This is a genomic window from Blautia obeum ATCC 29174 (assembly GCF_025147765.1).
Lineage (GTDB): Bacteria > Bacillota > Clostridia > Lachnospirales > Lachnospiraceae > Blautia_A > Blautia_A obeum.
This window is the reverse complement of the sequence record NZ_CP102265.1, coordinates 265,001-289,876: the sequence shown is the minus strand read 5'-3', so window position 1 is coordinate 289,876 and position 24,876 is coordinate 265,001. Positions and strand designations below refer to the sequence as shown.

Below are 24,876 nucleotides of genomic sequence, written 5' to 3'. Positions count from 1 at the left end.
ATTCAAGTCGAACGTCCGTGAGACTTGGCGCGTGATTCTGGTTAGCGAAGCTGACATATTCCTATCAGAATCACTGCGCATCCTCGCGGAGCGTTTATCTCAGTCGGAGATTGGACTCCCACTGAGACAAATTTGCTATTACTCACCACCTGAAGATGTGGGAGTCTTCTCGACTGAGATAAATAGTTTCAGGCATCGGAATTTTTCTTTTATTTTACTTTCGATTCCCATATATTTTTCTCACAATAACGTAAAAAATGTTAGAAATTTAACGTGTATTTTATCAAAAACTTTACTTGTGCATTGAAAATAATGTGTTAGAATAAAGGTGTATTTTTTAGGAAAAGTAGGAGGAATTTGAATGCGCAAAACAAAAATTATCTGTACCCTTGGTCCGTCTACTGATAAGGACGGTGTTCTGGAAGAACTCGTTAAAGAAGGAATGAACGTAGCACGTTTTAACTTCTCTCATGGTTTACATGATGAACAAAAAGGCCGTATTGATAAGTTAAAAGAAATTCGTACAAGACTCAATAAACCGGTAGCTGCGCTTCTCGATACAAAAGGCCCTGAAATTCGTATCCGCGAATTTGAAAATGGAAAGGTCACACTGAAGGAAGGTCAAGAATTTACCTTAACTACAGAAGAAATCGTAGGAAACGAAAAAATCGTTTCTGTTACCTATAAAGATTTATATAAAGATGTCAAACCAGGCAACAGTATTCTGATCGATGATGGTCTGATCGGTCTTGAAGTCAAGAAGATCAAAGGTCAGAACATCATCTGTAAAGTCGTAAACGGTGGTGTTCTCGGCAATAAGAAGGGCGTCAACCTCCCTGGTGTAGAAGTAAACATGCCGTTTATCAGCCCAAAAGATCACGATGATATCCTGTTTGGTATTAAAGAAGGCTATGATTTTATTGCAGCTTCCTTTACCAGAACTGCTGCCGATGTCAAAGAAATCCGTGATATCCTTGAGAAAAACGGCGGACATGACATCAAGATCATCGCAAAGATCGAGAACCAGCAGGGTGTTGACAACATCGACAGCATCATTGAAGCTGCAGATGGTATCATGATCGCCCGTGGTGATATGGGTGTTGAAATTCCTCTCGAAGACGTACCGGTTATCCAGAAGGATATCATTGCAAAGGTATACAATGCCGGCAAACAGGTTATCACAGCTACTCAGATGTTGGATTCCATGATCAAGAATCCACGTCCAACACGTGCAGAGACTACTGACGTTGCCAACGCAATCTATCAGGGAACAAGTGCAATCATGCTTTCCGGTGAGACTGCTGCCGGTAAATACCCAATTGAAGCACTTAAGACAATGGTTAAAATTGCAGTTCGTACAGAAGCCGATGTTGACTACAATAAACAGTTCAGCACTTCTTCAAAAGATCATGCTACAAATGTAACTACCGCTATTTCCCATGCTACCTGCATGACTGCGATCGACCTGAACGCAAAAGCGATCATCGCAGTTACCCGTTCCGGAAATACTGCACGCATGGTTTCCAAATATCGTCCGGGATGCCAGATTATTGCATGTACTCCGGATGAGCGTACCTGGCGTCAGATGAACCTGATCTGGGGTGTAACACCACTCCTGACCAAAGAGGAATACAGCATGGAGATTCTTCTTCTTCACGCTACAGAAGCAGCTGAAGAAAAAGGTTATGTCAAAGAAGGAGATATCGTTGTTCTTACAGTTGGTGTTCCTCTTGGACATCCTGGCAACACAAATCTGCTCAAAGCAACCGTTGTTGGTAAGTATTAATCTGCTTACCACGTCCGGATTGACTATCCTGTAAAATTGTATACAAAAATAAACAAGGTCATTATCTCCTGTTTCGGACGATAATGACCTGTTTTTTACTCACATAAAAAATCCAGACATATCTGTTATAAAAACACTTTTATTTCTTATAAACTGTGATTACGATCGGTTCCTGGTTTTCCTCCCCATATGGCTGAATCCAGTATAATTCTTCATCCGGATCTTTCTGTTTCTCCGCTTCAGCACCTTTGGATTCAGAATCTCCTGCTTTGGTATTTTTAGTTTCCAAATTTCTTGCAGCATCTTCGTCTTTTTCAGATGCAGATGTCGTTGCAACCTCGTCTTTCACATACTCAAGTTCCAGATATGGAGCACTTCCATTTACATCATTCAGAATGATCTGGTTCTTTCTGCCCAGAGTTTTCTTATCTGAATATTTCCCATCTTTATCCACCGAAATATTCTGAACCGCCTTATTGATCACACAGGTTCCATCGGTGGAAGTCGTCAAAATCACATCTTTCTCTGTGTCAGAAACCTTGATGATATTCAATGGTTTCTCATTTTCCGTAAGTGTTATAATAATTTTATTATTTCCATTGCGGAGACGGATTCCCAGCTCAGTGGCAGATTCTTTGGCACTCAGCGTGATCCAATGATCTTTCGGATTTTTCTTATCACTAATAGAAATCGAATGAAGTTTCTTATTCTCACTTGTCAGAGAAAATCCGTTTTTAACCTCATCAATAGCTGTAGAAACTGCCAGATCCGTGATGTTTCCATCGGCATCTTTCTTGATTTCTGTCGTTCCCGCTGGAACTGTCATACCGGTAACTTCCTCTGTTTCCGTCGGATCATCCGAATCTTTCTTTGCAACACAAATCGTACCAACTGCAGTTTCCGGATCATACTCCGTCACAATATCAGTCGAAGTGGAAGATGCAAAAGAAGCATATTCTTCATCGATATCTTCATCTGGCAGGTCTTCCTCTGCATCTTCATTTTTACTATCGGCAGAAGTGTCTGAATCAGCAGGATCTGTTTTTCCGGAAGTACTGTCTTTATCTACGGAAGCATTTTCTGTATTAGAATTCTTATCTTCTTCAGAAGCATCTGTTTTGCCATCTTCTGATTTGCTGTCGGCATCTGTTCCCGGCGTCTCATCTGTCTTTGTATCTGCATCGTCTGTTTTGCCATCAACAGTATTTGTATTTTTGACCGGTATCTCCGCCAGTTCTGTATAATCGCATCCCTGTCTCTGACATTTATATGTGATCACACCTGGTTTATCTGCTGTCGCCTCCTGCATGGAAACTTCTTTCAGTTCATGACCAAGCGCAGCTGTCTCATCTCTCTTTTCTTCGTAGGTACAGCCATCCACTTTACACTTGTAGATCGTATAACCTCTTTCTGTACAGGTTGGCAGAACGACTTTACTTTCTATAAGCTCATGCTCACCTTCATTGCATGGAGCAGATTCATTCTCTGCTGCCCTTGTGTCTTCCTTTTCATTATCATCCGTTTCAGTTGTTTTCGCAGAAGGATTCTCCTCAGCATATACCGCAGAACTTCCTGCCAGGGTCATCGCCATGATCACGGCCAGTATCGCTGCACTTTTACTTTTCTTTCTCATACACATTCTCTCCTTTGTACAAAATATGGAGTCAATAAAACAGATTTATCTTATCATTGATTCTATGCTTTGTGGATCTCACATGACTAAAGTCACATGCTCCTCGGTCGCTTTAAGCGACAAGACTAAATATCGGCGGATACGCCTGTAGCTTAGGATATGCACAATCATGCGCTTTTTCCATGCCAGATATGACAGGTTCCCACACTGCAGGTAATCCGCTGTATATCTGCCTGTGTTTATGCTGCTCTTAAGAGTTCCATTTCTGAAAATAGTTCTCTTAAGTCTGCATATACACATGAGATCCTACGCTTTACTGAAGGGACTTTTGCCTCCAGCAAAGACCTTTCCGTTGCCGGAAGGGGTTTTAAGAGTTCCCGTATAAAATATCTTGCTCCAATATTATAGGACGCCGAAAGATCACAGTTATATCTTTTTCCATTCTGGAATGTACATAAACTGTGATTACCTGGATCACGGACAACTGTTCCCGACCCATCACAGGCAAGCCTGCTGGTATTCCATGCACAGATCCTGGAAATCCGCATCCCTCTGCGATGCGCCTGATGTTCACATCTTATCTGGATATCCCTTTTTCTCCACAGATGCAGCTTCTGTTTCTTTCTTCCGGATATCTTTCCTTTTGTTTCCAGATACTCAAACACGATCACATCCGCGTGGTTTTCTTCCGCATATCCTGTAACTGCTCCTGCGATCTTTCTTCCAAGTTCTGTGTTAAGACGCTTCGCATAAGCCCATCTGCTTTTCACCTGTACAGAACCATGTTCCCGCTGGAACCTGCGTATCCGTCCCAACACACGGTACATCCGGTCTTTTTCACTGGGAAAATCAATAAATTTTCTTCCCAGGACAGTTCCATCTGACCGCATAATGGTACAGACTGCATCCGTATTGATCCCTAAATCCACACTGCAGATGATCTGTTCTTTTACAGGTGCCTTTGTAAGCGGCACCTCTTCTATATAAGAAAAACGCAGGAAGTATTTACGATGCCTTTTTTCCAGCACGGGAGCTGCTGCTCTTTTTCCCGCCCAGTATTTTCTCAGATATTCCATATCTGTATGGCTGAGACTGACCCGGAACCATTTCCAGTCATGGCCGTCATAAAGTTTCAGGCACGCTCCATCTTTTTCCTCAGTATCTTCACGGTACATCACATCACGGTAAAATACCGGCATGGCATGATTACCACACACCAGCTTCGGCGTGCCGCCTTTCTGATCCATTTTATTCCACAGTTCCAGCCTCGTCTTATATGAGGATACACTTCCCAGGGCATGCTGGATAGCTGCCCTTCTGAGATAAGAAGGCATCTTTGGAAATCGCAGGTCAAAATCAAACCTTGCCTGGATCTTTTTGGTGGTATGCACCAGATGTTCTGCAGTATTGAAACGTTTTTTAGGTTCCGTGATTGCTTCCAGTTCATCCCATGCCTGGGCATAGATCTCAATCAGACAGCTGACCGCAGAACGATAAATATCCAGTGTCTGGCGGATCGGGATATTCTGTTTTCGCAGTTCTACGCCATAACTGGATACTGTCCTCATCTTTTTTCCTCTTTCTATTACAATATAATTATGGTTAATATCCCTTACAGCCAGTAAGGAATTATCCATCTACAAATATAAAAAATGGGGCTTTGATTACTATTTTTCTTTTTGCCCTTCGATATAAGAACATACCTGTTCCCTGCTCCTGTCACTCACCGTTACTGCACAATAAGATGGATTCCACAGATGCCCTCCCAAAAGTTCCTTCTTCAGTTCCGGATGCGCAAGAAACATCTGCCTGGCAATGTTCCCCTTCATGATCTTGATCATATCCGAGATATAAAACTGTGGTCTGCAGTCTACAAGAAGATGGATATGATCCGGCATAACCTCCATTGCCAGAATCTGAAATTTGTATTCTTCTGCAAGATCATAGAGCATTTTCTTGCATTCTGCATCAATACCATCTTTTAAAACCTTTTTCCGATATTTTGTACACCATACCAGATGATACTGCAGGGAATACACATATCCTCTACCATATGAAAGTTCATTGTTATTGATATTAAACATATTTTTATCCATTTTTTTATTATACCATATGTAAATAGAATTTACAAACATTTGTTCTGCTTATTTTCAAAAAGATAGTGCGTCTAAATCATCACTGAAGTAACGAGAATGCGACGCACAGGTTTTCAATTATGCGCCAGATCTTTAATTACTTCCCCCGCTATGATCAGCCCTACTACCGATGGAACAAATGCAGTAGATCCCGGTATATCACGACGTTCTGTACATTTGTGTGCTGCACCCGGAGGACAGATACAATGTGAACGACAACTGATTGACATATCTTCAATCGGACGGATTGGTTTTTCCTGAGAATACACAACCTTTAACTTTTTAATTCCACGCTTCTTAAGTTCACGGCGCATAACCTTCGCAAGTGGACATACAGAAGTTTTATAAATATCAGCCACCTGAAAAGCAGTCGGATCAAATTTATTTCCAGCGCCCATACTGCTGATGATCGGAACGCCAGCTTCCTTTGCCTCCATAACAAGCTGAATCTTCGCTGTTACCGTATCAACCGCATCCACTACATAATCATATTTGGAAAAATCGAACTCATCTTTCGTTTCCGGCAGATAAAAACATTTGTGAACATTAACCTCTGCCTTCGGGTTGATATCAAGGATTCGCTCCTTCATAACATCTACTTTGTATTTACCAACCGTACTTCTTGTCGCAATGATCTGACGGTTCAGATTGGTCAGACATACCTTATCATCATCGATCAGATCGATTGCACCTACTCCACTTCGCACAAGCGCCTCTACTGTATAACCGCCAACTCCACCGATTCCAAAAACGGCAACTCTGGAACCGGCAAGTTTCTCCATTGCTTCTTTACCAAATAGCAGTTCTGTTCTGGAAAACTGATTTAACATTTATTTCTTAATCTCCTTCTCTTCCTTAGTTAATGTTTCATTCATGCTTCCTGTACGATATCCCAGAAGATCCAGAGTCACATAATCAAATCCATATTCCTTAAGCTGCTTCGCAATTCTGGTTCTGTTTTCTTCTTCTACAAGTCTTGCTATTTCCTCCGGCAGAACTTCAATTCTGGCGATATTTCCGTGAATGCGTACACGGATCTGATGGAAGCCCATGTCCAGAAGAAGCTGTTCCGCCTGATCCACCATTCCAAGTTTTTCCTCACTGATTGTTTCTCCATAAACAAAACGGGAAGAAAGACAGGCAAAAGACTGTTTGTCCCATGTAGGAAGTCCCATCTCTTTGGACAGTTCACGGATTTCTTCTTTATACAGCTCAGCCTGACGAAGCGGACTGCTGACACCAAGCTCTTTAACGGCAATCAGTCCCGGACGGTAGTCACCGTTATCATCCATATTGGAGCCCTCGGCTACTGCATTCATGCTGTTTTCTTTTGCAATCTGCCAGATTTTTTCAAACAGTTCATGCTTGCACAGATAGCAGCGGTTCTTCGGATTCTGTCGAAAGCCATCAATATCCAGCTCCTCTGATTTACAGATAATATGACGAACACCATTTTCTTTGCAGAATTCCGTCGCTTCTTTCAATTCTCTCTCCGGGAATGAACAGGAACTGGCTGTCACTGCGATTACTTTATCCTTTCCAAGTGCTTCCAGCGCGGCTTTCAGAAGGAAGGTTGAATCTACACCGCTTGAAAACGCAACTGCGACACTTCCCATATCTTTCAGGTTCTGCTGTAATACTTTATATTTATCATGAATACTCACTATAAAATCTCCTTTTTAACCTAGTAACCTAGTGTGTATTATAGCATAACGCCCCAGAGCGTACAATATAGAATTATCCTACAAACAAAAGCTGAGCTCAGCCTACTATATCAGTTTTAATTGATTGATATTCCAAGTCTCTCTTTAAATTGTTTTATATTTCTTGTCTCACATAAAAGGCCATGTCTCTTCACAGAAACATGACCTCTTATTATTAAATGATAGCATTTTGACTTACAAGTATATCTCTGGAGTTACGAATCAAAACTTCTTCGTTTATTCCTTCCTGATATTCAGAGGCCATAACTCCTGCTGCCTGCCCCGTTGCCATACACGTAATTGAAATTCTGCAAGATGCATTAGCTTCAAATGTAGAGCTTATGCATCTACCACCCATAAACAAATTTTTTATATGTTCTGACCACAAAGCACATGCTGGAATTCCATATCCCCTTAAAACTCTTTCATATTTCATTCCACTTCCCTGTTGATGTATATCCATAGGAAAAGCGCCTATTGCAACACTATCTTTGCATTTTTCTTCTGAAATAATATCTTGTCTGGTCAATACATATTTTCCCTTGACACGTCCGCTTTCTCGAACTCCCACATACCCATTTTGAACTATTTTGGCATTTTTAAATGCTGGAATTTTCTCTCGAAAATATTGAAACAACTCATATACTTGCCTGGAGCCATCAAGCTGTGCCTTGCTCATTTCAAAAGCATCATATGGATTCGCACCCATTCTGGAAAAATTGAGTATAACCTCTCCAGGTACTGTTGATTCCATTAGATGCATTTCTTCTCTTTTTAAACTTAATTTTCCAGTTTCGTATCCTTCAGTCAAAGTTTTGCCAAATCCCCATAGATGTAAAAACTCTGCTTCCACATCCAGTTCATTATTAAAAGAAGTAAATTCATCCATATGAGTGCGAACATATTCTCTCAACTGTTCTTTATTTATATTTCCCCATTTTGTTAATACCGTAACTGGCTGACTGACTCCATTCTCATCTCCAAATAAAATGTCACAGCCAGAATAATAACCCAATATTCCGCTCCCTGAGCAATCTACAAAAGACTTTGCATATACTGTAAGCCGTTCTCTTTTCGTTTGTATTTCTATACTGACAAGAACCTGATTTTTAATATTTGCCTCTACAAGCATTGTCTCCATCATAAGATCAACTTGATACTTATCCAGTAGACATAACATTGCATATTTCATACATTCCGACTGGTACGGAATAATTTTATTACAATATCCTGTTGTATCATCTACATTTTCAGCCTGCCTATCCTGCGCTTTTATTAATTCAAGTAATTCATCAGCAATTCCGCCAATAACTTTCCGATCAGCATCATACTGCGTCATTAATGCCTCTAGCGGTCCCATTGTTACAACGCCACCCAGAAAAGTAGCACTTTCAATTAATAATGTCTTACTTCCATTTTTAGCAGCTGATGCTGCAGCTGATACACCAGCAATGCCTCCACCAACTACTACCGTATCATATGTAATCTCTTTATTTTTCTGACAATTTGTACGTCTTATAATCATGTGCATTCCCTCCTGTCAGCCAAATAGTATTCCAGGAAGAAAAGTTGTAAGCTGTGGAATAAAAGTAATCGCTAACAGAGCACCAAACATTACAATGTAAAATGGTACACTTGCTTTTACCAATTGCTCAATATTTCTTCCACTTATCGCACTGCACACATAGAGTAATACACCAAACGGCGGTGTCATAAGACCAATTCCAAGGTTAAAAATCATGATTACTCCAAGCTGAAGAGGTGTAACACCAACGGCTGCTACAATTGGAAGAATAATCGGTGTAATAATCAGAATGCTACAGATCATATCCATCAACGCACCCATAACCAGCAACAGTAAATTAATTAATAACAACAAAACTATTTTATTCGAAGATATACTCATCATAAAATTAGTAAGTTTCATCGGTATACGTAAATAAGAAACTACCCATCCAAAAGCTGATGATACCCCGATTAAAGCCATTACCATTGCCAGCGTTTTAAGACTCTTCTTAAACACCCCAAACAGCTCTCTTATAGAAACAGATTTGTAAATAAACAATACGACAATAATAGAATAGACACATGCAATTGCTGCAGACTCTGTCGCTGTAAAAACCCCCGCAACTACACCTACTACTACAATAAGAATTGTGAGGATTCCCCAAATTCCATCAACAAATGCTTTTACTGCAATTTTAAGTGAAAACTTTTCACCTTTAGGATAATTTTTTTTCAATGCCACAAAATAGGAAAATACCATAAGCACGATTCCAAGAAATACACCTGGAATAATGCCTCCCATGAACATCTGTCCAACAGAAACGCCTCCCGCTGCCATACAGTAAATAACCATATTATGACTTGGTGGTATTAGTAATCCCTGAATAGCACTGCTCATTGTAAGTCCTGTAGAAAAATCTTTATCATATCCAGACTTATCCATCATTTCTATCTCAATCGGTCCTAATGACGCTACATCAGCAGTAGGTGATCCTGAAATTCCTCCAAAGAACATAGATGCCAGGACATTCACCATTGCCATACCGCCCCGCATCCACCCGACTAGTGCATTTGCCAGGTTAACCAGTCGATCCGTTATGCCGCCTGCCGACATAATGTCACCCATCAGAATAAAAAATGGGACAGCCATCAGAGAAAAAGAGTTTAAACCTTTAACTGACTGCTGGGCAACTGTCATAAGTGGAACTTTTAAGTATAACAAAGTTAATAATGTAGAAATACCTATTGAAAAAATGATATGATTTCCTGCAAAGATCATAATAAAAAAACTTGCAAGAAGAATAATCGTTCCTACTGTTTCCGTTGACATACTTTCGCCCCCATTCTATAAACTAGCATAATTGCCATAAGTAATCCGCCCACACAAATTGATGCATATAGTATACCTGATGAAATTCCACTGCCTGGAAGTTTTGTTCTGGAAGTCTGTATGACTAATTTAGATCCTTCCCAAAAAAGTATTAAACTAAAAGCAATATTACAAATTGAAAATATGATATCTCGAATTTTAAGTGCTTTTTCTCCAAAAAATTTATCAAACACGGAAATTCTTACATGTGAGTTGTCTTTAATTGCCATGCTGGCTGTGAGAAAAGACATCCACACCATTAAAACTCTGGCAATTTCTTCAGACCACGTGGGAGTGTAACTGAATATGTATCTTCCAATAACGGCAATTGAAATAATAATTACCTGTCCACATAAACAAAGCGCACTGACAAATTCAATCAATTTATAAATTATTTCGAAAAATTTAATTTCATGTTTTTCATCTACCTGTTCTTTCCCCATATGAATACCTCCATTGCCTTAAGCTGCCTATCTAAAACAGCCCGGATGACTCAGTTCACATTCTGATTCACCCGGGCTGCACTTTCACAGATTATTTCTGACAATCTATAATTTCCTGAAGAAGATCTTCATTTCCCTCTGTAAATTCCGAATAGATAGTCTGCGCCGCATCTTTCCACTCCTGCGGATCATCAGGTGTAACAAATTCCATTCCTTTTTCTTCCAGCTGCGAACGATATCCTTCCAAAGCCTCGTCGGAAATCTGTTTAAAGTATTCAGCGCCTTCCTCCATAGCCTCATTGATCACTGCCTGATCTTCCTCGCTTAAACTGTTGAAGAAATCAGAATTAATAATGATGACACTTGCTTCATACTGATGAGGCATATCCAACACATATGAACCAACCTCATAAAAGCTCATATTTAAGATTCCCTTCAGCGGATTATCTGCTCCGTCAACAATGCCAGTCTGCAGCGAACTATATAATTCATTGTAAGAAATAGGGGTTGCAGATGCTCCAAGACTACTTACCATTTTAGTCGCAAGATCATTCGTCTGTACACGAATTTTTAATCCTGCAATATCCTTCAGATTCGCAACTTTTTTATTTTTAAAGAAAAAATAACGTCCTGATGGTTCAAGATAACCAAGTGCTTTTACCATTGTGTCGCTTTCTTCTACCTGATTAAGGATTTTCTGTCCAACATCGCTGTCCAGAACCTTGTTAGCACTATCCAGATCATCAAACACGAAAGGAAGCGCAAGAAGATTCATTGAAGAAACACCTGCATCTGCAAGCCATGATGGATTTGTTCTGGTCATCTGCATAGATCCAGACTGTACTGCCGTCAAAATATCTGTCATTTCTCCCATCTGTCCAGCCGGATATACCTGGACTTCAATTCGACCATCGCTTTTTTCATTAACTAATTCTGCAAATTTATATTCAAATTGTGTTTCAACATCATTTTCGGCCTGCACATCTGCAAGTTTAATCACAACATCTGCTGCAAAAACATTTGTCGTACATCCTGTTATTGCTAATCCTAATGTAGTAAGTAATGCTAATCCTTTCTTCATTTGCCTACTCCTTTCATGTATTTACAGAATACATTCAATATTATAAACTATTTTTCAAATTTTTCCAATATCTTTCAGAATACCAAGAGTTACTTTCATTTCTTCATCCGTCGGCGGTGCCAATGGCAGTCTTGCATTTCCAAGTTTGATTCCAGATACTGCTTCTATTGCCGGACGCATAATCGAGTTCGGAAGAATACGGCCATTCTGACCTGTACTCTTGCAGAAACGGTAAAGCGGTTCAAAAGTTTCTTTTGCTTTCTCATTCTCACCAGCCTCAAACGCATCAAAAATTGCACGAATTTCATGTCCAAAAATCTGTGCTCCACCAGACACAAGTCCCATAGCTCCCTGCACAATCGTTGGAAGAAGCATTACATCGTCTCCATTATAAATTGCAAAATCTGGATCAACATCTTTTGTTGCAAGGAAGAAGTCTGTAACCTGTGTTGGATTGATTCCAGCTTCATCTTTAATTCCAATAATATTAGGAATTTCTGCAAGTCTTCTGACTGTTTCCGGTTCCATATTCACACCAACAAAAATAGGTATATTATAAAGCATAATATTTACCTTTGTATTCTCAGCCAATTTCTTATAGTGCAGATAAATACCTTCCTGTGTAGGTTTATTATAAAATGGAACTACTACAAGACAGGTTTCTATTCCAAGTTCCTCTGCTTTCTGTGTCAGCGCAATAGTTTCTTTAGTACTTGCACAGCCAGTTCCTGCAATTACTGGCATTCGTCCTGCTGCCGCATTTATAGCTGTTTCCATCAACTTGACTCTTTCATCAAATGTTAAAAGACTTGCTTCTCCTGTTGTTCCTGTAACGATCAAAGAATCTCCTAATTTATTAGTAATGATATAATCAATCAATTTTTCGTACTGAACATAATCAACTTCTTCATTTTCTCCATAAGGTGTAATAAGCGGTACCAGGATCCTTCCATATTTAGCAACAAATTTGTTCATAACTCATTTCCTCCTTTAATCTTTACATTTTATTTTTACTTTGTGAATGTTTCACGAATTGCTTTCTTTTCTTCTTCTGGTAAATACGTAATTGGACTTCTACAATATCCACAATCACGCCCCAGACACTTCAATGCATATTTCATTTTGATTGGGAACTGGTTGCCTCCAAGAACCTGCCATTTTTTATATAAAGACTGTTGAATTTCCAGTCCACGTAAATGATCTCCTGTCTGCGCGCATTTCCACATTTCTACTGATTCTTTAGGGAATACTGACAAAATCGCCGAAATTGCACCTTTGGCCCCCAGATCAAAGCAAGAATAAATCATATCATCTGTAGCCGCATATACACGACCTTTCCCTTCAATTTCCATAAGGTCTGCGTACAGAGCCTGTATTCCTCCAACACTCTGCTTTATTCCCATAATATATTCCGTTTCGTTTAACAACCGATGGAACAAATCAGGATATATCGTATTTTGTGGAATCACATTATAAATAATTGTTGGAAGTTGAACTTCTTCAGAAATTGTATTATAAAAATCAAACATACCTTCTGCATTTGGTACCAGGACATTATAAGCAGTAGGTGTAACCATAATTGCATCTGCCCCTGCTTCCTTTGCAGTTTTTCCAGCTCTGACAGCATCTCTTGTACAAGTTCTCATTATTCCGCAGACAACCGTTTTATCTGATCCTTCTTTTACGTATTCTCTGGCTATTTTAATCAGTTGAGTCAGCTCTTCATCACGTAATGTCGGTCCTTCTCCGGTACTTCCGCCAACACTGATTCCATCAGCGCCTGCATCCAGACAGATTTCCATTTCACGCCTGATTTTTTCTTCATCAATTTCTCCACTTGCCGTGAATGGAGTAACAATCGGGGGAATTATCCCTTCATACTTTACACTCATATGTTTTCTCCTCTCTTTGTTATATTGTCTTATGTTTGATTGTTTGTTTGTAGGATTGTCTTACAATTTGTATATTAGTCTTTTTCTTTCATTTTGTCAACATGAAATATCATTTCTGTCATAATGTCTCTTTTTTTGTCACATTTTTTATGCATTTTGCATAATTCTACAATCATTTTATCAGCATCCAAAAATATTGTATAATGTCCTACAATGTACTTGACATATTTTTTTTTATCCTCTATGATAATTAAAACTGTATCTCGTCATAGTTTTAATAAAAAATGCAACAGGGAAGGGGGCCATATGTATGGAACCAATTAAACGTGTGCCACTCGTTCACCAAGTAGAAGAACGAATTAAAGATTTGATTAAAGAGGAAAAATTACAGCCTGGTACAAAATTACCTACAGAAAAGGAGCTCTGTACGAACTTAAATGTCAGTCGTGGAACTGTACGAGAAGCATTCCGTTTTCTTCAAGCTAAGGGAATTGTTGAATTAAAGACAGGAAAGGGCGCTTTTGTTGCAGAAAAAAAGGCAGAAAAACCATCTCCTGCCATCAACTGGCTTGTAGCTAACGAAACTGATCTTAGAAATGTTTTCGAATTAAGATATGCAATTGAACCCATTGCTGCAAAAATGACTGCTGAAAAAATTGATGAAGAAGGCATCATATGTTTAAAAAATATTCATAAAGAATTTTGCGATGCTGCTGCAAAAAATGATGCTAATAATCTTGCCCTCATGGACGAAAAATTTCACTCTGAAATTATAAAAAGATGTGGAAATAACTTAATGATTGATGTTATGGAACGATTAAATATGGGATTAAAGGATTTTAGAAATAATACTTTTTCAATTAAACAAAATGTCAAAGATACTATTGGACCTCACGAAAAAATTTTAAAAGCAATTATAACAAAGGATTCTGCAAAAGCAGAACGTGAAATGAAAAAACATATTGTGTTAATGGAAACCAATCTCACATTAAACATTGTAACATTAGAAGATGAATAGGCAAAACCTGCATATGCGTTGAAGTTTACAACACATATGCAGGTTTTACAATATTCAAAAATCAAATTTTGCCTTATATGTCTCGGGATTTTGGCAAAAAACATGCCAAAACACCTCGCGGGATAGTGCCGTGTGAACGGTTACCGATCATATCATTGTCATCAGTACAGTTCCTGCCGTGATCAGGACAACCCCTGTTGCAGATTTCCGTGTCAGTTTTTCGTGGAATACGATCCACGAGAAAGCAATCGTCACGAGGATACTCAGCTTATCGATCGGTACAACAACGCTCGCCGGACCTTCTTGCAATGCTCTGTAATAAAAAAGCCATGATGCTCCTGTTGCAATTCCGGAAAGTCCGATAAAAAGAAGTTCTTTTTTCTCAATTTCCCGAACCTCATGCTGTTTTCCTTTCATAAATACCATCAGCCATGCCATAACCAATACAACTGTGGTACGGATCGCAGTACCCAGGTTTGAATCAATTCCGGAAATACCAATCTTTCCAAGGATGGCCGTCAGGCTGGCAAAGACTGCTGATAGTACCGCATAAATCAGCCAGCTTCCGTCTCTCGATTCGTTGTTTTCGGTTTCTTCTTTTCTGGTTATCATCATCATCGTTCCGATTCCGATCAGACAAACACAGCCCGCTTTTGCCCAGGACAGGCCTTCATGAAGAAAAATCAGAGCCAGAAGAATCGTCAGGATCGTGCTTGATTTGTCAATCGGTACAACTTTATTGATGTCTCCTTTTTGCAATGCGTGGAAATAACAAAGCCAGGATGCTCCCGTTGCCAGACCGGAAAGCACAAGAAACAGCAAAGTCATTCCGCTTATGTCCTTTATTCCGGACATTGTTCCTGTTACAAATACCATCAGCCAGGAAAACAAAAGCACCACGATCGTCCTCACAGCTGTTGCCACATCAGAATCCGTTTTCTGAATTCCACACTTTGCAAGAATTGATGTGATTCCTGCAAAAAACGAAGATCCCACCGCATACAGAATCCACATATAAATCCCCCCTTGGTAATTTTTCCTATTACAGAACAAAGCGGACAAGTCCGCTTCAAACTCCCTGAATCCCTCAATCTTTGAGGGACTTGTTACGCTTTGCGCGCCAGATGCAGTCTGCTTCAGCAGACATATTCCTCATGCATCTGGTCGCATCCTCGCGGAGCGTTTTTTGTAATAGGAACATTACGGAGTAATTTCCTATTACAAAAAAAGAGCAGGTTTTCACCCGCTCAGTTCGTTTTACTGTTCACAGAATATTATCGTTAAACAGTAGCCCTCAATCCTCATCAAAATTTGCTGCGTATACGCCTTCCGGAAGTCTCATGGTAAGGATTCCAAGATTAAATTCATGATCCATAATAGTAATGTGATATTCAAAGATCACATCATCTTCAAACTTGGACAGTAATACATAACTGCCATTTTCTTTTCCTTCAATCTGGTCACAGATATCTTCGTAAACAGCCTGTCCGGATATCTCTCTAGGATATCCTGCTGCCTTGATCTTCTCTTCAATTGCCTGGTATAATTCGTCCACGTGTGCGTCCTCCTTAATATCTTACCCCGAAACCTCGCTCTTCCTCATCAACCGGAAGACTGCGTTTTCGGATGTCATCAATCTCTATATAACGGTCATTGTAAAGTGCCTGAAGAATCTTGTCAATATCTTCTTCCAGTCCCTGCAATTCTGTTGAGACTGATCCGTCATATTCATTTCTCGCCCAACCGGTCACGCTGTATTTCTCAGCCAGATATCTCAGCTTGTAGCGAAATCCGACTCCCTGGACTCTTCCATAGAAACATATGGATACTCTGATCTTGTGCATGATTATCTTACTGTCTTTTTCCCTTCTGCAAATTTCACAATGTGATATCCAAGCCATCCGGAAAGACATCCAAAAATGATTCCACCTAGAACATCTGTTGGATAATGCACATACAAATATAATCTGGATACAGCTATCAGGCATGAAATCACAAGAGCTATAAGCCCAATCCTTCTTTCTCCTGACAGGTACAGTGCTGTCACTGATGCAAACGATGCCGCTGTATGTCCAGACGGAAATGAATAATCGCGAAGTTTTGCAACCAGTAATTCTACTGTCGTATTCACATCATAAGGTCTGGTTCGTGCTACAAGATTCTTTAACAATACATTACATAATAATAAATCTACGATAAGCGCAGCTGCCATGGTCACACCTGTCTTTCTCATTTTCGGTATGATAAGAAAGATCAGAGTCAGTATAATCCAGAATATCCCGGCATCCCCAAGCTTTGTGACTGAAGTCATTAATTTATCCATCACCGGCGTATGCAATGTCTGGAACCAGTCAAGTATATTTAATTCAAATCCCATCTTTTAGTGTCCTTTGCATATATTTGTCTGCACCCTTTTTAAAAGCTGCATCAGCTAATCCTCTGCTCTCAGCGGAGCTTTCGCATTTCCCCTTCAATCAGAAATACTTTGTCTCCCTCATTGATGTCCAGCTCATATAACCGGGCATCTTTTTCCTGAACGGTCATCTCCTGACCTGTATAATTGCTTTTCAGAAGGACATTATCCTTCACTTCCATCCCGTCCGGACGCCCCTCACATCCGAAATCAGGCTCATCGATACGTAAAACATTGAATGTTTCAAGCATATATATCTCCCCTTTTATTACCAGATATCAGACTTTCGTGTATACGTTACTCTTTTTCCCCTTCATTCGCATCCTCCATCGTGATGCATTCCTGCATCTGTGCCTCTGTATAATACAGGCGCAATACAGCCTGCGGCCAGTTGATATTGACAACCGCCGTCTTATTTTTCTCTTCACCGGCTTTGCGGATCAGTCCAAGAAGTTCATTCAGAACCTCTCTGGTCAGATAACCGCCTCTCCAGTGAAAGGTCAGTGTTTTTCCTTTTTTGGCTGCCTGAAGTGAACGTTTATACACATCTTCTGTCTTTGTGAATGACAGTTTCTTTTCTTTGTAATAAAAGTGATCGTGGTCTGTACAGTGCGGTGCCGCCGCGATCAGTGGTTCGTGATCTTTAAAAATATGTCCATCATCCAGATTAAAGTAATCATAACGGATATCTTCGACTTTATCACTCTTTCCAAGTGTATTATCAAATGTTGTATCCAGATGATAATATGCACCGCCGATCCGGACAATGTTCCAGGTATGACGGTATTTAATTCCTTTTTCCGGATTATTCCCGCATATTGCGATCACACACCAGACTCCCAGCGCATCGAGAAGAACTTTCACTGCTTTTGCAATGCCTTCACAGACGCCCACGCCCTGTCCCAGAGGACCAATGATCTCATGGGAATACGCCTTTTTAAGCTTATCGTAATGTACATTCTGACAGATAAAGTCATGTACATATTTTTCTTTTTCCCACTCGGAAAGGCTTTGTGCCGGACGAACCAGCTTCTCGACTCTGGATTTCATTGCTTTCTGATGTTCTTTTATTTTTCCTTTATCAAACAGATATTCCGGGATAAAAATAATGTTCGGTGAATCTTTATAATAACGATATTTATATCCTGTCGCCCAGAAAATCTCCGGATGATCCAGCCGGAGCTGAAAGAAAACATTGTATAAATCTTCTCCGTCCAGTGCCGGAATCTGGAATTCATCTGCCAGGCTGGTAATTCCCTGGAGGATGCCATGATAAGCAGCCTGTTTCTGTTTATCCATGTGGTTGTAGTAATACTGCTCCATTGTACTTCTCCTGGGGTTATTTCATACTATACTGCATCATTTCATAATGTAAGATACAGCCCTCGTAGATTTCTATCGGAAGAAGTGCCCTCGCAACCAGCTTCAGTTCCTCCTCTGGGCGGTCGATTCTCTGCAGATGTGCATAATCTCCATCAATCTGTTTCACTTCATAATCACATTTTAACATCGGTATTTTCCTTTCTCGTAATCTTGATTTTGTTACATTCTTAATTTCTTCCTGAATTCTCTCAAGGTATCCTTTTTCTGAAAGATAAACATCCCTGCTAAAGTCAGAAAACTGATACCTGTGCACAGTACAGACGGCAGCGTATAATGCACGATTCCGATCCAGATAAGGATTGCCGGTATGCATCCGATCATCGCTGCCTGCAACAGATAATACAGGTATTCTTCTGTTTCCAGGTGGCTGACTCCGGCAATTACAGGGATCGAACCCAGAACTGTCAGCGTCCCAAACGGAAAGACAAAGTCAATCGACCAGCCCTTCCATCCGGTAAAATGATCCCACAAAACACATAAAATAGTTATGATCAGAAGCTGCCAGGTCAGATTTTTCAGTATATTTCTCCGCTTGAAATATGCCACATTTACAACCAGCCATGCACAGGCACATCCTGCTGCCGCGAACCAGAACCAGTTCAGCGTTTCCAGCATAAGATAATTGATCATGCCACAGATCACTGCCACCGCAAGGCACAGAAACGTAAAAGTCTGCAAAATTTTTATTTCTTCTTTTTTATTCTGTTCACCGCATCCGGGGAAATCATTTTTCTCTTCTTTATATGGAATCTCCTCTTCACGAAGCATACGCATAAAGTTTTTCTGGATACTGTCATCCGGTATCTTGGACGTAAATCCAAGCACCATCTGGTCTCCATAAGAACAGGAACAAAGCTGCAGAGAATTCGTACTTGCAAAGATTCCAAACCGATCGATATATGCTTTGTACTCCTCCGGAAATTTCAGAATTCCTATATTTGAATAAACCGCTGTTACACTTCTGCTGCCAAGATTTGCACCTGCCATCATGAAATATTTCTTAATTTCCAGAGGAACCGCACGCACCAGAGGATTCTTCTCCAAACGTACATAACCATTCATATCCATGGCAACTTTTTCTTTGTCCAGCTTATCTTTAAACTGATTTTTTACAGATTCCAGCACATCCTGAAATACCGTTTCATCCGCAAAGGTATACCCAACTTCAATCCATCCAAAGAAATTTCCCATGGACTGTGATGGAAAATAATTTCTCAGATTTACTGGAATCATCAGAGCAATCGGCCTCTTCTGACGGTTCTTCGGTATCTCCTCATGTATTGAACAGAGCAGCATCGCCGTGAGAAATACAGTAATCGACACACCATAAGAACGTGCCTTCGTCAGTGTTTCTTTTACCGGTATAATGACCTCTGTGATCTGCATATCTGCATGCAGCAATTTCTCACCTTTCAGCTTCACTGCTGCCGGTTTTTTCTCTTTATTTTTTGGAATATCCGAGGAATAATACTGTGAAAAGCTGTCCTCTTCCTGTGCACCCGGAGTCGTTTCTTCTATCTGTTCAACCCACGGAAGATCTGCAGATGGGTGCGCCAGGATCAGATAATTCTGCACCAGTTCACTTAAGAAATTCATTGCTCCTGTGCCATCTGTCAGGGCATGATATACCTCAAAATTAATTCGATTTTTATAGTAGCTCACCTGAAAAAGCAACGTCTTTTGATCTGGTATATAAAGACTGCTGCAAGGCGGTCTTTTTTCTTTTTTTACGATAGCATGTATATCCCTTCTCTCCAGATAAAACCAGAACAGTCCCTTACGCAGAACCGCCTGGAACAATGGATATTTCTCCATCGTCTGATCCAGAGACTGCTGCAGGATCTCACTGTTTACTTCTTCTTTCAGCTGACAATAAAATCGAAATACCCTGGTGTCATTTTTGTCTGTGACAAGAGGAAATGCCAGTGCCGCGTTATCTAGTTTTCGCCATTTTGAATATCCTGTTTCCACGTTTTATTCGCTTCCTTTATTCAACTTTTGTTCAAAAAACGATTCATGATCTCAAAACTTTCCTGTACATGCAGAAACCGGATCCCAAGTGCAAAATATCCATGAAGCGCATCCGGAATCCTATGTATTTCCACATAATTATTTGCTTCTTTCAGACGTTTCCCATACTCTTCGCCTTCATCCCGAAGTGGGTCAAATTCCGCTGTAAGAATCAGTGTTTCCGGCATATGTGAAAGGTCTTTTTCAAGGATCGGTGCGAAGTAAGGATTCTGTCTGTCCTCAGGACTGCTCTCATATAATTTAAGATAGTCCTCCATTTTTACTGCTGTGAGAAGGTATCCTTCGCCGTTTTCCTGTACGGATTTATAAGGAGATCCTTCTGTATAGCAGTTGTTCAGTGCCGGATAGATCAGTATCTGCTTCTTCGGTATAAACTCTCCGGTATCCCGTGCTTTGAGACATACAGCCGCTGCCAGATTACCCCCGGCACTGTCGCCAATGATCGTGATCCTGTCCGGATCAGCGGGAAGGACCAGATGTCCCGTATAAAGTGCTTTTGCCGCTGCATAACAGTCTTCCAGCGGAACCGGGAAACGATATTCCGGTGCAAGGCGATACTCCACAGACATCACGATATGACCTGTAGACTGCGCCATTCTGCTGCACACGCGATCATAATTCTCCACACTTTCCGTCACCCAGCCACCACCATGAAAAAAGAGCAGCACAGGATATTTTTCTCCCTCTACAGGCTCGCCGCTCATGGCTTCCTCGCTCGGGAAATACAGCCGCACAGGCACTTCATAAGTTCCATTATATACTTTCGTATCCAGCTTTTTCACAAATATCCTCATCGCATCCAGCCTCTTAATATCTGCCAGCCGTCGCGATGCCTCCACCTCTATATTTCCATAGGATAATGCGTGCAGAATTGTCTGCATTGTCTTTGAAATCAAATGTTTACTCCTTGTCTGTATAGATTAATTCCGTCCTTTGAGTTTCTTTTTATTCAACACACTGTTATTATAGCAGAAATATCTATAGTACGAAATTGCAAAATAATTTTCTCTGATTTTTCATAAAAAAAACCAACGGCAAACCGCTGGTTTTTTTATGAAAAATTAAAGAAAATTATTTATTTCTTCCGCAGCATTTTTTATATTTTTTACCACTTCCACACGGACATGGATCATTCGGGTAAATTTTCTTTTTCGGCTGCATATTTACTATATTGTTTGTCGGAAGATTTCCCATCGGAACAAAAGACTGCATTGCCGGTGCTACCGGTGTTGTCTTCTGCTCAGATACACGGTTGATCTCATTTGGCGTATATCCACGGAAATCAAGCATTCTTGTGTTATTGTTTACTTCCATCATAATTGGAGCAAAACGTTCCATCTGGCGATCAGAGTCAAAAACAATATCACGTTTATTGAATTCTTCCATGATATCAGAAAGCATCCCGTCCATAGAAAACTCTTTGTATACAATGTAAAGAAGTTCTTCTGTCTTTTCTTCCTCAAGATGGAGTTCATCTCTCAGGAAGGACGATAATTTGCGATAAGAAACATCCTGAGAAGGATATCCATGTTTTGCATAATCCAGAATTTCATCTACCGTCGGAATATAGAAATCTCTTTCTCCCTGAAATTCTTCAATTCTCTCATAAAGATTATCCTGTAACACAGCTTTCCAGATCAGTTTATCTCCTTTTACGATACACATACCATCTTTTTCAGCAAGTTCGTTCAGAATATCCATAAATTCTTCATAGCTCACTCTGAAGCCATCACGTTTACGGTACATGCGATACACGATCTTAAGCGGCGCGATTGCATAAATCAGTCCCATCATACTTTCACAGGAACGCATCCAGCTGAGTTTGCGGCATTTTTCCTGTAATTCAGGGGTATTCACCTGTTTATAAACAGAAATTACCTCCTGCGGCACTTCTGCATAATTATCACTATAAGCTACGATATATCCTTTATTACTGAACCATTCCAGTTCTTTCCAGTCTTTATGAGTAGCCGGAAAACATTTTCTCTCAGTTGCACGATCAAATGCTTCAATTTCCCATTCATCTGCCTGAAGAAAAATCTCCTTCATGATTTCCGGATTCAAAACTTTTTCTGTAATGTTTTCTGCAAGTTCTTCTTTACTTAAACCATCAATTTCAATATCCAGCTCAATTGCACTGGCAATAAGATCTTCCTTATTATAAGAATTCAGGTAATCTCTGACTTTTGGATTTCTACTGAACGAATTTTCCTGCTGTTCAGGTTCCATCTTCTTTTCCATTTCGGCAACCTTTTTGGCAACTATATCAGCAATTCCAAGAGCACCATATTTCTTTTCCAGCTCTGTATTCTTCGTCTGCATATCTGCTGTCCAGAAATCATCTTCTGCACTTCTGGTTTCTTTAAGAATCTCAGGAGTTCCTGCTTTTTCTTCATCTGTTATTTTCTTTTCAATATCAGTACGATATTCCGGAAGCTCCATTCCTTTTACTCTGAAAGTAAACCATGCCTCTGTATCCAGAAGTTCTGCTATCTGTCTGCCTTTTGCTTCTGCATATTCATAGCTGCCTTTTGTAGCCTCTGCAGTCTGTGCCTCCAGGTTCTGCAGTCTGAGTTTTTTCTGGAAAAATTCAAATTCATAGTTCTCAGTGTCTGCATATTCCAGAATGTCTTCCAACATTGCAGCAAGTTTCGCAAAGTCTGTGTCTGCCGGTACCAGACAGCGTCTCCATACCGGAGGTTTTGTTCCTTTTCTTGTAATTTTTAACTGATAGAATTCCATATGTTCACCCTTTATATGCTTGTTTTTAGAAAACATAAAAGCCGGAACAGATTTTGTCCGCTCCGGCTTCATTATCGTATCTTCAAAACCACATACATGTTGACTAAGCAATTGAATCTTAACCACGCTTTCTTGGTCAAGCCCTCACCCTATTAGTAGCAGTCAGCTCCATGTGTTACCACACTTCCACCCCTGCCCTATCGACCTCGTCGTCTTCAAGGGGGTTTACTCCTTTCGGATGGGATATCTCATCTTGAGGGGGGCTTCACGCTTAGATGCCTTCAGCGTTTATCCCTTCCGGGCTTGGCTACCCGGCTATAGACTTGGCAGTCTAACCGGTGCACCAGCGGCCCGTCCATCCCGGTCCTCTCGTACTAAGGACAGCTCCTCTCAGATATCCTACGCCCACGCCGGATAGGGACCGAACTGTCTCACGACGTTCTGAACCCAGCTCGCGTACCGCTTTAATGGGCGAACAGCCCAACCCTTGGGACCTACTACAGCCCCAGGATGCGATGAGCCGACATCGAGGTGCCAAACCACTCCGTCGATGTGAACTCTTGGGAGTGATAAGCCTGTTATCCCCAGGGTAGCTTTTATCCGTTGAGCGATGGCATTCCCACTTAATACCACCGGATCACTAAGCCCTACTTTCGTACCTGCTCCACCCGTCGGTGTCGCAGTCAAGCTCCCTTCTGCCTTTGCACTCTTTGGATGGTTTCCGTCCATCCTGAGGGAACCTTTGGGCGCCTCCGATACCCTTTCGGAGGCGACCGCCCCAGTCAAACTCCCCGTCTGGCATTGTCCCACCGCCGGGTCACGGCGGCTGGTTAGAAACCCAATACTGCAAGGGTGGTATCCCAACAGCGGCTCCTCGGCAACTGGCGTTACCGATTCTCAGCCTCCCACCTATCCTGTACATGCAGTACCGGATCCCAGTACCAAACTGGAGTAAAGCTCCATGGGGTCTTTCCGTCCTGGCGCAGGTAACCAGCATCTTCACTGGTACTTCAATTTCACCGGATGCATTGTCGAGACAGCGCTCAAATCATTACGCCTTTCGTGCGGGTCGGAACTTACCCGACAAGGAATTTCGCTACCTTAGGACCGTTATAGTTACGGCCGCCGTTTACTGGGGCTTAAATTCAAAGCTTCGCTTGCGCTAACCTCTCCTCTTAACCTTCCAGCACCGGGCAGGCGTCAGCCCATATACCTCACCTTTCGGTTTCGCATAGACCTGTGTTTTTGCTAAACAGTTGCTTGAGCCTATTCTCTGCGGCCTGCTCTCGCAGGCACCCCTTCTCCCGAAGTTACGGGGTCATTTTGCCGAGTTCCTTGACAATGCTTCTTCCGCCGGCCTTAGGATTCTCTCCTCATCCACCTGTGTCGGTTTACGGTACGGGTATGGTATGAACAATAGCGGCTTTTCTTGACGCACAGCTCACGGACTTCATTACTAAACTTCACTCCGCATCACGTCTTCCCATTGCCGCACGGTTTTTCCAATGCGGCTGGTACCTCGCTTGCACCGGGATCCCATTCCCGGCTTCCGCTCTCTGCACGTGTCCCCACAGTTCTGTCATATCATAGTACAGGAATCTCCACCTGTTGTCCATCGGCTACGACTCTCGTCCTCACCTTAGGCCCCGACTTACCCAGGGCAGATCAGCTTTACCCTGGAAACCTTGGATATTCGGCCTAGAGGATTCTCACCTCTATCTCGCTACTCATTCCGGCATTC

Annotated in this window: 23 protein-coding genes and 1 rRNA gene (1 of these 24 running past the window's edge); 2 read left to right on the top strand and 22 right to left on the bottom strand. The window is 41.1% G+C overall.

Annotated elements, in window-relative coordinates; translation table 11 throughout:
* The first annotated feature begins 361 nt into the window (after positions 1–361).
* Positions 362–1,786 (top strand): pyruvate kinase, encoded by a 1,425-nt coding sequence (gene pyk / locus NQ503_RS01315; protein ID WP_005425558.1) that lies wholly within the window; start codon positions 362–364, stop codon positions 1,784–1,786.
* Positions 1,787–1,925: 139 nt separating this feature from the next.
* Here the strand turns inward: pyk and NQ503_RS01310 are convergent, their stop codons facing one another.
* The 11 genes from NQ503_RS01310 to NQ503_RS01260 all read right to left on the bottom strand — a co-directional run bounded on the left by NQ503_RS01310 (position 1,926) and on the right by NQ503_RS01260 (position 13,548).
* Complete coding sequence (locus NQ503_RS01310; RefSeq protein ID WP_005425557.1) at positions 1,926–3,419, bottom strand: hypothetical protein; 1,494 nt, start codon at positions 3,417–3,419, stop codon at positions 1,926–1,928.
* Between the two features lie 239 nt (positions 3,420–3,658).
* A complete protein-coding gene (locus tag NQ503_RS01305; protein WP_173904661.1) occupies positions 3,659–4,987 on the bottom strand; it encodes a transposase in 1,329 nt (442 codons plus the stop codon).
* 99 nt (positions 4,988–5,086) lie between these two features.
* Positions 5,087–5,515: an IS200/IS605 family transposase gene (gene tnpA, locus NQ503_RS01300; protein WP_117739776.1), complete on the bottom strand. Its 429-nt coding sequence runs from the start codon at positions 5,513–5,515 to the stop codon at positions 5,087–5,089.
* A 113-nt stretch (positions 5,516–5,628) separates the two neighbouring features.
* Positions 5,629–6,384 carry a tRNA threonylcarbamoyladenosine dehydratase gene (locus tag NQ503_RS01295; protein WP_005424017.1) on the bottom strand — a complete coding sequence of 252 codons (756 nt, stop codon included), beginning with the start codon at positions 6,382–6,384 and terminating at the stop codon, positions 5,629–5,631.
* The gene (gene larE / locus NQ503_RS01290) at positions 6,385–7,218 is read right to left on the bottom strand and encodes an ATP-dependent sacrificial sulfur transferase LarE (protein ID WP_330368395.1); all 834 of its coding nucleotides are present in this window, start codon (positions 7,216–7,218) and stop codon (positions 6,385–6,387) included.
* A gap of 214 nt (positions 7,219–7,432) precedes the next feature.
* Positions 7,433–8,782, bottom strand: a complete 1,350-nt coding sequence (locus tag NQ503_RS01285; RefSeq protein WP_044925350.1) for an FAD-dependent oxidoreductase — start codon at positions 8,780–8,782, stop codon at positions 7,433–7,435.
* A 15-nt stretch (positions 8,783–8,797) separates the two neighbouring features.
* Positions 8,798–10,093, bottom strand: a complete 1,296-nt coding sequence (locus tag NQ503_RS01280; RefSeq protein WP_055066666.1) for a TRAP transporter large permease — start codon at positions 10,091–10,093, stop codon at positions 8,798–8,800.
* The gene (locus NQ503_RS01275; protein ID WP_005424008.1) at positions 10,075–10,575 is read right to left on the bottom strand and encodes a TRAP transporter small permease; all 501 of its coding nucleotides are present in this window, start codon (positions 10,573–10,575) and stop codon (positions 10,075–10,077) included. The genes NQ503_RS01280 and NQ503_RS01275 overlap by 19 nt, the downstream gene beginning before the upstream one ends.
* A 91-nt stretch (positions 10,576–10,666) precedes the next feature.
* A complete protein-coding gene (locus NQ503_RS01270) occupies positions 10,667–11,656 on the bottom strand; it encodes a TRAP transporter substrate-binding protein (RefSeq protein ID WP_005424006.1) in 990 nt (329 codons plus the stop codon).
* Positions 11,657–11,710: 54 nt separating this feature from the next.
* The gene (gene dapA, locus NQ503_RS01265; protein WP_005424004.1) at positions 11,711–12,631 is read right to left on the bottom strand and encodes a 4-hydroxy-tetrahydrodipicolinate synthase; all 921 of its coding nucleotides are present in this window, start codon (positions 12,629–12,631) and stop codon (positions 11,711–11,713) included.
* A 35-nt stretch (positions 12,632–12,666) separates the two neighbouring features.
* Complete coding sequence (locus NQ503_RS01260) at positions 12,667–13,548, bottom strand: dihydrodipicolinate synthase family protein (protein WP_005424001.1); 882 nt, start codon at positions 13,546–13,548, stop codon at positions 12,667–12,669.
* A 310-nt stretch (positions 13,549–13,858) separates the two neighbouring features.
* On the opposite strand from NQ503_RS01260, the gene NQ503_RS01255 reads away from it, so the two are divergent.
* Positions 13,859–14,566, top strand: a complete 708-nt coding sequence (locus NQ503_RS01255) for a FadR/GntR family transcriptional regulator (RefSeq protein ID WP_005423997.1) — start codon at positions 13,859–13,861, stop codon at positions 14,564–14,566.
* Between the two features lie 147 nt (positions 14,567–14,713).
* Here NQ503_RS01255 and NQ503_RS01250 read toward each other — a convergent pair whose 3' ends face one another.
* The 11 genes from NQ503_RS01250 to NQ503_RS01200 form a co-directional block, all read right to left on the bottom strand.
* A complete protein-coding gene (locus NQ503_RS01250; protein ID WP_005423996.1) occupies positions 14,714–15,580 on the bottom strand; it encodes an EamA family transporter in 867 nt (288 codons plus the stop codon).
* Between the two features lie 280 nt (positions 15,581–15,860).
* Positions 15,861–16,121: a hypothetical protein gene (locus tag NQ503_RS01245; RefSeq protein ID WP_005423994.1), complete on the bottom strand. Its 261-nt coding sequence runs from the start codon at positions 16,119–16,121 to the stop codon at positions 15,861–15,863.
* 13 nt (positions 16,122–16,134) lie between these two features.
* Positions 16,135–16,410, bottom strand: coding sequence for an acylphosphatase (locus NQ503_RS01240; protein ID WP_005423991.1), 276 nt, complete (start codon positions 16,408–16,410; stop codon positions 16,135–16,137).
* A 2-nt stretch (positions 16,411–16,412) separates the two neighbouring features.
* Complete coding sequence (locus NQ503_RS01235) at positions 16,413–16,943, bottom strand: phosphatase PAP2 family protein (RefSeq protein WP_005423990.1); 531 nt, start codon at positions 16,941–16,943, stop codon at positions 16,413–16,415.
* Between the two features lie 68 nt (positions 16,944–17,011).
* On the bottom strand, positions 17,012–17,230 hold the full coding sequence (locus tag NQ503_RS01230) for a hypothetical protein (protein ID WP_005423984.1): 219 nt from the start codon (positions 17,228–17,230) through the stop codon (positions 17,012–17,014).
* Between the two features lie 46 nt (positions 17,231–17,276).
* Complete coding sequence (locus NQ503_RS01225) at positions 17,277–18,302, bottom strand: transglutaminase domain-containing protein (protein WP_005423983.1); 1,026 nt, start codon at positions 18,300–18,302, stop codon at positions 17,277–17,279.
* Between the two features lie 16 nt (positions 18,303–18,318).
* Entirely contained in the window at positions 18,319–18,489 is a 171-nt protein-coding gene (locus tag NQ503_RS01220) for a hypothetical protein (RefSeq protein ID WP_005423981.1), read from the bottom strand.
* Positions 18,490–18,521: 32 nt separating this feature from the next.
* Positions 18,522–20,333 (bottom strand): DUF6320 domain-containing protein, encoded by a 1,812-nt coding sequence (locus NQ503_RS01215; protein WP_044925346.1) that lies wholly within the window; start codon positions 20,331–20,333, stop codon positions 18,522–18,524.
* A gap of 20 nt (positions 20,334–20,353) precedes the next feature.
* Positions 20,354–21,274, bottom strand: coding sequence for an alpha/beta hydrolase (locus NQ503_RS01210; protein WP_005423977.1), 921 nt, complete (start codon positions 21,272–21,274; stop codon positions 20,354–20,356).
* 190 nt (positions 21,275–21,464) lie between these two features.
* Entirely contained in the window at positions 21,465–23,135 is a 1,671-nt protein-coding gene (locus tag NQ503_RS01205) for an IS1096 element passenger TnpR family protein (protein ID WP_227235226.1), read from the bottom strand.
* Between the two features lie 132 nt (positions 23,136–23,267).
* Positions 23,268–24,876: ribosomal RNA gene (locus NQ503_RS01200) — 23S ribosomal RNA — on the bottom strand; it runs 1,275 nt beyond the window's last position.